This is a genomic window from Thermodesulfobacteriota bacterium (assembly GCA_036482575.1).
Lineage (GTDB): Bacteria > Desulfobacterota > GWC2-55-46 > GWC2-55-46 > JAUVFY01 > JAZGJJ01.
Map to the genome: position 1 here is coordinate 1 of JAZGJJ010000140.1, position 13,198 is coordinate 13,198.

The following is a 13,198-nucleotide window of genomic DNA, read 5'->3' on the forward strand; positions in this document are numbered from 1 at the left end:
GGGAAGGGGGGGGAAGGGGGGGGAAGGGAAAACCCTGCCGCAAGCGGACCTCCTCGACCATGAAGGCGCCTTAACCCCTTTTTTGTTGTAGATTCCGGAGAAATGTTGTATATTACGCTGGCAATAGGCATAGGCTCCACTCCGCGTACGTGGATGGCCCCGGATACTATAACGCTCTCAGCTGCTCTTTAGGTACTCTATTGATATCACAAAAGAAAATAGTGGCCGTCTGGTGTATCATATGACCCTGCCTTCAATCATCCAGGGCGGCATGGGGGCCGGGGTTTCAAACTGGCTGCTTGCCGACGCCGTAGCGAAGACGGGCCAGCTCGGAGTGGTCTCCGGCACGGCGCTGGACGTCATCTTCTCTCGCCGCCTGCAGATTGGAGACCCCGGCGGACACATGCTCCGGGCGATCGAGCGCTTCCCCGTCCCGGAGGTGGCCGAAAGGGTCCTGAAGACCCACTTCGTCCCGGGCGGCAAGGCGGAAGGAAAACCCTTTAAAGCCCACACCTCCTTCTCCGTGGACCCGCCCGCGGGTCTTGTGGAACTTACCGTCCTCGCCAACTTCGTCGAGGTCTTGCTCGCAAAGGAAGGCCACGACGGCCTTATCGGCATCAACTTCCTGGAAAAGATACAGATGCCCAACCTCGCCTCCCTCTACGGCGCCATGCTCGCAGGGGTTGACTATGTCCTTATGGGCGCGGGCATCCCGAGGGAGATACCGGGCATACTCGACAAGCTGTCCGGCCACGAGGAGGTCTCCATGTCGCTCGACGTGTCGGGCGCGACGGGGGACGACAGCTTCAGGATGCACTTCGACCCACGGGGGTTCACGGGCAGGGAGCTTCCCGGACTCAAGCGCCCGCTCTTCCTTGCGATAATCGCATCCTCCACCCTCGCGCGTACGCTGGTAAAAAAATCCACCGGAAAGGTCGACGGCTTCGTCATCGAGGGGCCCTCGGCCGGAGGACATAACGCGCTTCCGAGGGGTCCGTTGACGCTGAACGGCGGCGGCCAGCCGGTCTACGGCCCCAAGGACGAGGTGGACCTCGAAACCATAAAGGCGCTCGGCCTGCCCTTCTGGCTCGCGGGCTCCTTCGGGACTCCGGAAAAACTAAAAGAGGCCCTGAGTCTCGGCGCAAGCGGTATCCAGATGGGTACGGTCTTTGCCCTCTGCAGGGAGTCCGGCCTGACCGAAGAGATAAAAAGCGAGCTAATAGAAAAAACCGTCGCTGGTGAAGTCTGCGTTTTCACCGACCCCAAGGCATCCCCAACGGGATTTCCCTTCAAGGTCGCAAAGCTTGCGGGAAGCAACTCCGAGAAGGAGGTCTATAGCGAGAGGCGGAGGGTCTGCGACATAGGCTACCTGAGACACCTCTACAAGAAAGAGGACGGCTCGATCGGGTACCGCTGCCAGGCAGAACCGGTGGAAGTATACGTAAAAAAAGGCGGCAAGGCCGAGGACACCGAAGGCCGCAAGTGCCTGTGTAACGGCCTTCTGTCCAATATAGGACTCCCCCAGAGCTGGAAGGACGGCTACGAGGAAAAACCCCTTGTGACCATGGGAGATGACATCAAAAACGTAACCCGCTTCTTGAAGAACGGCGCTGCGTCCTACTCGGCCGAGGACGTCGTAAAGTACATGCTGGGCACGTGACGGGACTGAAGAGGAGAGGATAAAATGTCACCGGCAAAAATCGGCGATACGGTAATGATCCATTACACGGGCACCCTGGAGGACGGCACGGTCTTCGACTCGTCGGAGGGGCGCGTTCCCCTGCAATTCACCCTTGGCGAGGGGATGGTAATACCCGGCTTCGAAACGGCCGTAACCGGGATGAGCCCCACTGAAACCAAGACGGAAAAGATCCCCGCGGCCGAGGCATACGGCCCGTACGTGGAGGACCTGGTGGTAGTGGTCGGGAAAGAGCATCTCCCCGACGACCTCAAACCCGAGGTCGGCCGGCAGCTTGAACTCCACCAGGAGGAAGGGAAGACAACCGTAGTTACAATAACCGAAGTGAACGAAACGAACGTGACGCTGGACGCGAACCACCCGCTCGCGGGTAAGGACCTGACCTTCCGGATAGAACTTGTCGAGATAGCCTGAAAACCCCCTTTATAACAAAAGAACGTCGGGACATAGTCCGGGGTAGCGGGTCGAGCAACTCAGTTGACCGCTTGCTCCTTTCCCAGGACCTCGAACTTCCGGCTTAACCGATTACCTTCCTTATCGACCACCGTAATGCGGTGTATACCCGGGCGGATATCGAATGCCATTTGATGGAAGGTCCGCGTAGAGCCCAGGTACAGGTCATCCAGGTGCCAATACAAGGTGGCGCCTCGGTCGCGATGGACCGCTTCGAAAACGGTTTTGCCCTTTTTTTCGGCAAGGTCGGTTGGAATGTACAGCCGGGTTCCCACGTTCGGGTAGAGAAACCCGATAGGGGCCCTCTTTCCGCTTGCAGCCACGAACTCCTGGCAGTCTTTTCGGTAAGGCGGCAGCGTCCTGTACTCGGGATGCTGCCTGCGGTAATAAAACTCCTGGCCCGGAGGGAGGACAAACCAGGACCGGTGCTCCATATCGGAGACGGATTCGCATATACCATGAACACGCCATGTGGCGTCCTTATCCATGTGCACCAGCCGGTGATAAGGGCTCATCCGTTCGAAGTGACTGTCTATCGGGGCCAGTTGGACTTCCGTCTCACAACCTCCACCTGCAAGATACCCGTCGTCCTTGCAGACCAGGACCTCTTTCAGTGAAGCGTAGGGGGGAGAGAACCATGGGGAGGGCTCCAGCCGGTTGAAGATATCGAATAAAAGCGGCGCGGCGCTCGATAGACCGGTTAAGTCCGGGCGACCCTCACCGCTTGCGTTACCGACCCACACTCCGACCGTATGGCGGCTGGTGCTGCCTATGGCCCAGCCGTCGCGAAGCCCGTAACTGGTGCCCGTCTTCCACGCGATCTTCCGGCTGCTTGAAAAGTTCTTCCAGTGGGTTTCCTCGTAGGGGCGTGTCACTTCCTGCAGGGCATTGAGCGTCAACCAGGCGCCGGCAGGCGTTAGCTCTACAACGCGGTCCGACTCGATGCTCTCCGTCCACAAAAGCTTCGGGTTGCTATAGGTGGTACGGCTCGTTACCGTGGCGCGCTTTGCGATATTCGCCATGTTGGCGTATATGCCGACCAGGTCCCATAGCGTGCCTTCCGCGCCGCCGAGTATGAGCGTAAGGCCGTAATCCGCCGGGCGCCGGTGAAGTGTGCTCATGCCCATCTGTTCCAGGTAATCATAAAAACGATTGACCCCGTGGCGTTTGAGCATGCGTATCGCCGGAACGTTCAGGGAGCGTGCCAGCGCCTCTTGAGCCGGCACGGCGCCGCGGTAGGTGCGGTCGTAATTCTCCGGCATGTAGCCGGCGTACTGGGTCGGGAGGTCGGGCACCAGGGTCTTGGGCAGTATCTCTCCGGCGTCTATCATCGCCGCGAAGAGCAACGGCTTGAGAATACTTCCCGTAGAGCGCGGCCTGCGGATGATATCGACGGCATGGCCGGAAGCCGGGTCCGTGGACAAGGCGCTGTTACCGACATATGCCAGCACCTCGAAGTTCCGGTTGTCCAAGACAAGCGCGGCCGCGTTACCTATCCCCCGAAGGTCGAGCGACCTCGAGTGGCTTTGTACGATTCCGCTCAGGGCGAGCTGGAGCGGTTTGTCGACGGTGCTCTCGAAACGATACGCCAGCCCGTTGTTGTTTGCCAGTAACGTCTCCAAAAGGTGGGGCGCAATACGCGGCAGCGGAACGGGTTTTCCGGGCAGCGGCTCAAGCCGCGCGAGTTTAAGCTGCATCCCGTCGATGACCCCTCGCTTATGCAGTACCCCCAGCAAACGGTCACGCTTCTCTTTAAGCTGCTCGCGGTTGCGCCCCGGATGGATCAGCGAGGGACTGTTGGGGAGCACGGCCAGCGTAGAGGCCTCCGCCCAGGAGAGCTCCTCGGGGCTACGCCCGAAGTAGCGCCATGCCGCCGCCTCAAGCCCCACCACGTTTCCGCCGAACGGGGCGTGGTTCGCATATAACGCCAGGACTTCGTCCTTGTCGTACCGGAGCTCGAGCCGCAGGGCGAGCACCATCTCAACGAGCTTTTCCGTATAACTGCGTTCGGGGTTCTTTCGAGACAGGCGAACGGCCTGCATGCTGAGGGTGCTGCCCCCGCTCACCACCCTGCCCTCGGAGAGGTTGAGATACAGCGAGCGCACAAGCGCCAACGGGTCGACTCCCGGATGATGGAAAAAACGCTTGTCTTCGAACTGTACTATCGCCGTCTTGAACTTGCCGGGTACGCGCTCAAGCCCGGAGAAACGCCATTGCCCGTCACCGGCGATCTTCGCGCCGAGGAGCTCGCCGCTGCGGCTTACCAGTACCGAAGACGACGGCTCGTCGAAGAGCGGCTCGGGCAGGCACCGCCAGAAGGCGATACCGGCAATCGCGGCGGCGGCAATAACGACCTGCCGGCGCCGCGTCAGCAGCCGCAGGGCTACTTCCCGGATTTTATGACCGTCACCCACTGTCCCTTGGTGCGCGCGTGCTTTAACGCGTCGTACATGGCCTCTACCGATATGCCCGGCAGGTAGTACTTCCCGAGATACGCGGCATTAAAGACCGCCTTTATCTCTTTCGACTCGCCCGCCTTGAGCCCGAAGTACGTATAGATCCTATCGTCCCGGATATCCTGATAATCTACTTCCGTACCGCCGCCCTCTTCACCTCCGTCCATGCGCGTATTGTGGATCTCCCAGCCCGACGGCACGATATGGGTAAGAGCGATATTATCGAAGTTCCGGTCCGTGTGGTTGGACACGCGGACCTGTGCCATGAAGTCGGTCCCCTGACCGAACTCCGCCACGTTAACGGGCCTGCCCTTCATGTCGGAATAGGAAACCTTGATACCCAGACCGGACGACACGGCCTCCTCCCGGCCCGCTTTCGGAACACCCCTTATGGTGATAGTGGCGGTGAGTGGGCGGTCCGAGATGTTTTTAACCATGATGCTCTCACCGGCTGACGGGAAGTCGTCAAACCGCTTCACATGGATCGGGGAACCGGAACTGACCTTTTCCGCCTCCCCGGCACCCAGCTTCCGCTCGAAGGTGAAGGCGGTGTCGTGGACGCCATCTCCGATATAGTTCGATATAGCCAGCAGGGAGTAGGCGACGGTCTGGGTGCTATGCCACCTTTCCTCGGATAGCGCCGCGGAAATCTCCTCGACGACACCTGTGGCCCTCTGGTAATCGCCGATAGCGACGAGGCTGTTCAGTATAATGGCCTTGTCGCGCAGCTTCGAGCCGTAAGTCGGTCCGGGCGTGAGATAGTCGACAACGCTGAAACCTTCGCCCTCGACCAGTTCCCGCGCGGCTTCCGGCAGTCCCGCGAGCCGGTAGGCCGCCGCCAGCTGCCAGCGGGCCGTTGAGCTCAGTCTCGCCGACTCTCGCATACGGTTCATGGCACCCAACTCCGCCTGACCGGCCAACGCCAAAGTATAAAGGCGGTAGGCCTGCTCCAGTTCCGAGCGGCCCGTCCCCGCCACCCATGACTGCGCCATGGACTTCTGGAAGCCGACCCAGTCCGACAGCATGTCGGGCGGTACGAAGTACCCGCGCTTTTCCGCCTCCACGAGGAAGTGGCCCACGTAGCTGGTCGCCCATGAGGCGGGGCCGGCGCCGGAGCCGAAACCTCCGGGCCAGTAGACAAAGCCGCCGTTGCCTACCTGGAAGCTTCTCAGCCGGTATATGCCGGCGTTTATGTTCCCTTCGATCTCTTTCTTGTCCTCATCCCCGAGGTCCGTCAACAAAGGCAGGTATAGCTGCGGGAATACGGAGGAGGTCGTCTGCTCCACGCAGCCGTGGGGATAACGGATGAGATATTTGAGACGGCGTTCCAGGTCGAGAGGCGGCACGCTCGAGACCTCCAACGAAACCTCGTTCGTCCCAAGAAGGCCGTGCGGCACCGCCTTCTCCTCCCATGATTCGCCCGGCAGTATCGTCTTCCTGAAGTGGCGGACCGTAGCGGTGTTCGCGCTGCGGATATCGATAAATATCTCGGACCGCGCTTTAGCTCCCCCGCCCGTCGCCGTAAAGCCGACCCTCCCCTTGCCGAGCTTCTCGCCCACCTTCATCCTTACCATACCGACCTTTTCGCCCGGCTTGTCGAACTTAACACTTACGGTGTCGCTGCCGACGATCCGGAACTTATCGTCCGGCTCGACCTTGAGCGTGACCTCCTTTATATTGTCGTCCATAACGAACAGGGATACCGGCACGGCCAGCTCCTCTTCCGGACCGATTACCCGCGGCAGCGTGGCGAGCAGCATCAACGACTCGCGCACGAAAACCGATTTGGCGGCGTAACCGTAAGCGCCTTGCTCGCCTGAGACCACCATAACCCGGACCGCTCCCACGTATTGGGGCAGGTCGAACTCGTGCGTGTTTGCCTTGCCCGCTTCGAGTTGGAACGGCCCCAGGAACCTTACCACGGGCGGGAAACGCCTCTTATCCTTGTCCCCTTCGTCGATTTTCGCTTCCCCGTCGCCGCCAAGCGCGAGCAGGCGCTCCAGCTCCCCGCCGTAAGCGCCGGCCACGAAGTCAAAGAGGTCCCAGGTGGTAACGCCGAGGGCCTCTTTTCTGTAGAACCTGCGATGCAGGTCGGGCGTCTTGAACGCGGTCAGCCCCAAGAGCCCCTCGTCCACCAGCGCCACGGTATAGGTCATCCGCCGCCCTTCCTTTTCGCTTACTTCCACCGATACCGTGGACTCCGGTGACCACTCATCTGCCGCCTTGAGCAGGGGCTTCAATATGGTCGCCGGGTCCTGCACCACTATCGGGATCACTCCGTAGAGCCGGATCGGACGGTCGTTTTTCTTGTCACGGTGCGGTTGTATAAGCGTTACGCTGACATAGATATTCGGGCTCATCTCCCGGGTCAACGGCAGTTCGAGGCGCGTCTTGCCTTTTTCGAACTCCACCCAGCGCTGCTCCAGCACGCGGGAGCCGTTCTCGATGCTGAGCAGCGCGCGCCCCTGCGTGGCTTCGGGAAGCTGTATGACGGCGGTCTCACCGGCCTCATACACCTTCTTGTCGCTGAAAAAACTCAGGATGCTGGCGCCCGCGCCGCTGCCCTCCTGGGCGCGACCCGCCCAGCCCGGCCAGTCGATGTAGACAACTTTACCGCTGCAGTGCTCCCCGCCGAGGTCGCATGCGCGGACAAGGTAGCGTCCCCAGGCGGGGTACTTGATCTCGAACTCCCAGCTGCCCTGACCTTTAGTGGTGGAGATCGTACTCTCCTGTATCACGCTACTGTGGCTGGCGTAGGCATACTGGGCCAGGGACTCGCCTGATTTGTCCCACCACCACTTCCACTTGATCTTATAGAGCTCAATCCGAACCTGTTTCAGATCAACGGGCTCACCGAGCGCATTCACAGTGGCTATCGACACCTTATGCCTGACATCGGTCAAGAGCATCCCGCGCGTCCGGTCGCCCTTGGCCATCTTCACCCCCACGTAGTTCTCGTACGGGTAGTACGCGAAGGTTTTACGCCCAGAGCTGAAGGCGCCGCCCTCTTCGAATACACGGGTGGTAAAGCGCGCGGAGAGTGCCCCCGGAGCGTCTCTGGCGGGCCACAGCTCCTTCTTAAAGGCGGCGTAGCCCTCGCTGTCGAGCTTCCCCTCGAAGAGCAGTTGCGGCTCACTCCGAAACTCCCTTACGGGGTCGTCGAAGATATAGTCGCCGTAACGATCGAACCTCGTCGGCACCGACTTAAGCTGCACCTTGACGTCCGTCTTGAGCCCCGAGGCCGTCGCACCGTGGAGCCACTGGCCGAAGACCTTACCCTTTACGGGCATATCAGCCTTATAAAGCGTATCCCTGCCCAGGTCCAGCTCCACCTTCAGCCGGTTCGGGATGACCGTCTCTATCTTGAGCTTCCTGCTGAACGTACTGCCGCCGAGCTGTGCCTTTGCCGTCCAGCTTCCCGTCAGCGCGTCCTCGGCCGTCTTCATCGTAAAGCTGTAGAAGTCGCCGACGGGCGAGCTGTTCGTAACGCTCTGGATGAGCTGCCCCTTCGGGTTATAGAGCTTCATCGTCACCGGATGCTTTTGGGGTATTACGTCGTTCTTGTCCTGCAGTACGAAGGTCAGATAGACATTGTCGCCGGGACGCCAGACCCCCCGTTCACCGTAGATATACCCTTTTATCCCGGACTTGACCCTGTCGCCTCCGACGTCGAAATGGCTAACGGGCAGTGCCGTGCCTTTGCTGAGTTTCAGGTAACCTTTCTGGCCGTCTTTTTCGGCCACGAGGTAAAAAGGCGTCGCTTCGACCTCTACCTCGGCAAAGCCCTCCCCGTCCGTCATGGCGGTCTCTATTATCTGGTCCTGGAAGTTCATGATGGAGATCTCGACCCCCTCCATGACCTCGGAGCTCTTCAGGTCGGTCGCCACCACTTTCATCCGGCCGCGCTGGCCGCGCTTGGCCAGCAAGCCTATGTTGGACGCCAGGAAGTTCCGGGAACCCTTTGTCCCGTTAGCGTACCTGTAGTAAGCGTCCTTGCAGGGGTTGTTGCGGTCGCGCCACTCAATGGAAGATTGGCCGCCTCCGTAGTAGTCCTCGGCGTAGTCCCAGCCGCTCGACTCACTTACATACAGGTCTTCGTTGTTCTTGAGCGGTTCCTCCCCGGCTACCGGGACGAGGTTATCGGCTTCGGTACAACTGTAGGTGGAGTTCCCGCGGTTGATGGATATTGTAAGGCGGAATAAGCCGCCCGGGTTTTCCCTGAGGAGCTGGGTCGCGTCGAGACTGTAGCGGTTCCACTTATCCGGGTCGGCCGATGAAAAGTAGATCGTCTTGCGCCACATGTGTCTGCCGACACGGCCCTGTTCGTAATTGCCGTCCAGTTTGTTCGCCTGTAGAAACCGGCCTACGTTGTTGTCGTAGATACGAAAGGCCGTCACCTGCACCGAGTCGACGTTAATTGCCTCGAAAGGTATGCTGAGGACCTCGTTATCCGGCAGGATGACCCCTTTGCCGACGAACCGTACCTGTGGCTTCTGGCTTGTAAAAGCTACCGTCTTTTTGAACTGTTTTTGAAGGCGTCCCCCCCGATCATTTTGAATGCCTTCCTCGATGGTTACGTCGAGCTGCCCCACAAAGCGCCCGCCCGGATAGACCTTTACCGTGTTCCCTTCAACCCGCGTTCTATACTCCTCGTTGCCGACAAGCACGAGCCCTCTGAGGTTCTGCTGCTGCGAGACATTGCCCGAGAAGGACACGGCGATATATTGTTGCTCTCCCTGGACCGCCCTGACATCCATGACCCTGAATACGTCCCGCGCGGGGACCTCGATGCCGGTCGACCCGTCCGATTCCACACCGATGCCGGCTCCGCTCCAGGCCAGAGTCAGAGGTTCGTCCGTCTGCTGCCGTTCGATCCCGGAGACCGTGAATTCGTGATGCTTGCCGTCGACGTTATGCTGCCATTCGAGAGGCAGGGAGGTCTTCAGGTAGGTTGCGGTTACCACCTTTTCGATTTTATCCGCGTCCTCTATATCCGCCGTCACCAGGCTTCCCCGCAGCACCATTTCCCTGTCGTTTAGCGGGTTTGGACTCAGACCTATAACCCTGGCTTCAAATTCCTGTTTTATAACCTGTACGGTGAATTCGTAGTCCTTCAGCTCCTCCGGCAGGTCGATGAGCTTCTTCGCCTTTACCGTTATGTGATACTTCCGGCCCGACTCGAGGCCTTCATCGGGCAATATAACGATCTCCCGCGTGTCGCTAAAGGTAACGCTCCCTTTTATCGAGGGTCTTATGTCAATATATTCTTCCGCACTTTGCCCGACCCGCTGCTCGTCCACGGCCTCGTTTACAAACCGCACGCGAATCTTCGATTCCTTTGATATCAGGCCGGTGGTGTGGGCACCTATGTATTCGCTCCAGAGAGGGTTCTGCGGCTCTACTTCCGGCTCTTTCTCCGGCACGTCGCACGCGTTTACCAGAAACAGAACCAATGTCGCCAGGACTGTGAAGGTACGGTACTGTGAACGCCACATAATCATTCTGTCCTCCCTTTCACGACGCAGTTTATCGTATGGCAGTAGCGGCTCCGTGGCCGGTAAAACGCCCCTAACCGGCGACCGCCAGGGTGTGTTTTTTCCCCTTTAGCGCGTCCTTCAGGAACTGCCCGGTATAGGAGCCCTCCGTAGCGGCCACTTCCTCGGGCGTACCCGTGGCCACTATAAAGCCCCCCTCGTCCCCGCCCTCGGGGCCGAGGTCTATTATGTGGTCGGCCGACTTTACCACGTCGAGGTTGTGCTCGATTATGACGATCGTGTTGCCCGCGGTACTGAGGCTCTTAAGCACGTCGAGGAGTTTTTCTATGTCCGCGAAGTGGAGGCCCGTGGTGGGCTCGTCCAGTATGTAGACCGTCCTGCCGGTGGCCCTCTTCGAGAGCTCCCTGGAGAGCTTTATCCTCTGCGCCTCGCCGCCGGAGAGCGTTGTGGCCGGCTGGCCGAGCCTTATGTAGCCGAGCCCCACCTCGAAGAGGGTCCGGAGCTTCTCCCTTATACCGGGCACGTTCTCGAAGAATTTCAGCGCCTCGGTGACGGTCATCTCCAGGCAGTCGGCTATGGTCTTCCCCCTGTAGCGGATCTCGAGCGTGTCGCGGTTGTACCTCCTGCCGCCGCAGACGTCGCAGTGGACGTAGACGTCCGGGAGGAAGTGCATTTCGACCTTCACCTCCCCCTCTCCCCTGCAGGCCTCGCACCTCCCGCCCTTCACGTTGAAGCTGAACCTGCCGGGGCCGTAGCCCCTCATCCTGGCCTCGGGAAGGAGGCTGAAGAGCTCCCTTATGGGGGTGAAGAGACCGGTATAGGTGGCCGGGTTGCTTCTGGGGGTCCTCCCGATGGGCGACTGGTCCACGGCTATGACCTTATCCACGTGCTCAAGGCCGTGGATGGAGTCGAGCGCGCCGGCCCTCTCCTTCGAGTTATAAAGCTTCCTCGACAGGTTCCTAAGGAGCGTATCCACGACGAGCGTGCTCTTGCCCGAGCCCGAAACGCCGGTAACGCAGGTAATGAGCCCGACCGGTATCTTCACGGTAAGTTTTTTAAGGTTGTTCTCGCTTAAACCCTTGAGCGTCAGGTATCTCTTGTCCGGTTTTTTCCTTTGGGCGGGCACCGGTATGCGGCTCTCGCCGGAGAGGTACTTTCCCGTTACCGAGCGGGGGTTTTTCATAATCTCGCCGGGGGTGCCCTTTGCCACGACCTCCCCGCCCCACTCGCCCGCCCCGGGGCCCATGTCGACCACGTAGTCCGCTCCGGCTATGGTCGCCTCGTCGTGCTCGACCACCAGGACCGTATTGCCCATGTCCCGGAGCCTCTTGAGCGCCGAGAGCAGCCTCCGGTTATCGCGCTGGTGGAGCCCTATGGACGGCTCGTCGAGTATGTACAGGACTCCCACCAGGCTCGACCCTATCTGGGTGGCGAGCCTTATCCTCTGCCCCTCGCCCCCGGAGAGCGTGGCGGCGCCCCTGTCGAGCGAGATGTAGTCCAGCCCGACGTTGTTAAGGAAAGAGAGCCTCTCGGTTATCTCCTTCAGTATCCTCCCGGCTATTTCCTCCCTGGTCCTGTCGAGCTTCAGGCCGTCGAAGAACTCGAAACCCTCCCGGATGGACATCCGGACGACGTCCCATATGGACTTTTTGCCCACCCTTATGAAGAGCGCCTCTTTTTTAAGCCTCGACCCGTTACAGACCGGGCAGGGCTGCGAGTTCATAAACCTCTCTATCTCATCGCGCACCTCTTCGGACCCGGTCTCCCGGTAGCGTCTCTCGAGGTTCGGCAGTACCCCCTCGAACGGTTCGAAGAAGGTGTACCTGTTCCTGCCCCTGGCATAGAGGAACTCTATCTCCTCCGTCCCGGAGCCGTGGAGGATAAGTTCCGACACTTTCTTTGGGAGTTTTTTGAACGGCACGGAGAGGCTGAAACCGTAGTGGCGGGCGAGGCTTTCGAGAATCTGCCTGGACCAGGCGCCCTTCCTGGCCCATACCGCTATGGCGCCGCCTTCGAGCGAGAGCTCCCTGTCCGGCACCACCAGCTCCGGGTCGTAGTAGAAAGTCTCTCCGAGCCCCTTGCACTCGGGACACGCGCCGTGCGGGCTGTTAAACGAAAACATCGTCGGGGTTATCTCCGGGTAGCTTACGGCGCACGAGGTGCACGAGAGCTTTTCGTTGAAGAAAAGCCTGGTCCTGCTCCTGCCGCCGACGTCCACCTTCACCAGCCCCCCGGAAAGCCGTGCCGCGACCTCGAGCGAGTCGGCGAGCCTACCCATAACCCCCTCCTTTACCACCACGCGGTCGATGACGACCTCTATGGTGTGCTTCTTCCTCTTGTCCAGCGCGATAGTCTCCTCGAGGCTCATCATCTCGCCGTCTATCTTGACCTTTGTGTAGCCTTCCCTCAAAAGCCCGCTGAGCTCCTTCCGGTACTCCCCCTTCCTGCCCCTTACTATCGGAGAGAGTATGACTATCTTCGAGCCGGGCGGGAGCTCCATTACCCTGTCGGCCATCTGCTGGATGGTCTGGAACTTTATCCCCTTGCCGCACTTATAGCAGTGCGGCGAGCCGACCCGGGCGAAGAGCAGCCGCAGGTAGTCGTAGACCTCGGTGACCGTACCGACGGTCGAGCGCGGGTTGCGGCTCGTCGTCTTCTGCTCTATGGCTATTGCCGGAGAGAGCCCCTCGATCGAGTCCACGTCGGGCTTGTCCATTTGCTCGAGGAACTGCCTTGCGTAGGCGGAGAGGCTCTCGACGTATCTCCGCTGCCCCTCGGCGTATATGGTGTCGAAGGCGAGAGAGGACTTTCCCGAGCCCGAGACCCCGGTAAGGACCACGAACCTGTCCCTGGGTATCTCGAGGTCGAAATCCTTCAGGTTGTGCTCTCTGGCGCCTTTTATGGTTATGCGGTCCATTAGCGGCCCTTTCTACGCGCCATCCCGGCGGCCGTAAGTATCGCCTCTATCATGCTCCGGGGGCTTGCCTTACCCTTCCACGCTATGTCGTAGGCCGTGCCGTGGTCCGGGGAGGTCCGTATAATGGGTAGCCCGAGGGTTATGTTAACCCCGTCGTCGAAGTGGAGGAGTTTTAAAG

General features: G+C 59.9%; 6 protein-coding genes. 2 read left to right on the forward strand and 4 right to left on the reverse strand.

The window, feature by feature from the left end:
* Positions 1 to 241: 241 nt before the first annotated feature.
* Positions 242 to 1,660 carry a nitronate monooxygenase gene (locus tag V3W31_06275; GenBank protein ID MEE9614547.1) on the forward strand — a complete coding sequence of 473 codons (1,419 nt, stop codon included), beginning with the start codon at positions 242 to 244 and terminating at the stop codon, positions 1,658 to 1,660.
* 24 nt (positions 1,661 to 1,684) lie between these two features.
* Positions 1,685 to 2,113: a peptidylprolyl isomerase gene (locus tag V3W31_06280; GenBank protein MEE9614548.1), complete on the forward strand. Its 429-nt coding sequence runs from the start codon at positions 1,685 to 1,687 to the stop codon at positions 2,111 to 2,113.
* A gap of 59 nt (positions 2,114 to 2,172) precedes the next feature.
* Here V3W31_06280 and pbpC read toward each other — a convergent pair whose 3' ends face one another.
* From pbpC to V3W31_06300, 4 genes are all read right to left on the reverse strand, one after another.
* Positions 2,173 to 4,566 carry a penicillin-binding protein 1C gene (gene pbpC, locus V3W31_06285; protein MEE9614549.1) on the reverse strand — a complete coding sequence of 798 codons (2,394 nt, stop codon included), beginning with the start codon at positions 4,564 to 4,566 and terminating at the stop codon, positions 2,173 to 2,175.
* Entirely contained in the window at positions 4,536 to 10,109 is a 5,574-nt protein-coding gene (locus V3W31_06290; protein ID MEE9614550.1) for an MG2 domain-containing protein, read from the reverse strand. The genes pbpC and V3W31_06290 overlap by 31 nt, the downstream gene beginning before the upstream one ends.
* Before the next feature lie 67 nt (positions 10,110 to 10,176).
* Complete coding sequence (uvrA, locus tag V3W31_06295; GenBank protein MEE9614551.1) at positions 10,177 to 13,020, reverse strand: excinuclease ABC subunit UvrA; 2,844 nt, start codon at positions 13,018 to 13,020, stop codon at positions 10,177 to 10,179.
* The coding region (locus tag V3W31_06300) for a 4-hydroxythreonine-4-phosphate dehydrogenase PdxA (protein MEE9614552.1) at positions 13,020 to 13,198 on the reverse strand (179 nt) is incomplete at its 5' end. The genes uvrA and V3W31_06300, both read right to left, overlap by 1 nt.

Coding starts and splice junctions, on each gene's coding strand:
- V3W31_06275 (MEE9614547.1), top strand. CDS start 242: ATGACCCTGCCTTCAATCATCCAGGGCGGCATGGGGGCCGGGGTTTCA.
- V3W31_06280 (MEE9614548.1), top strand. CDS start 1,685: ATGTCACCGGCAAAAATCGGCGATACGGTAATGATCCATTACACGGGC.
- V3W31_06290 (MEE9614550.1), bottom strand. CDS start 10,109: ATGATTATGTGGCGTTCACAGTACCGTACCTTCACAGTCCTGGCGACA.
- uvrA (MEE9614551.1), bottom strand. CDS start 13,020: ATGGACCGCATAACCATAAAAGGCGCCAGAGAGCACAACCTGAAGGAT.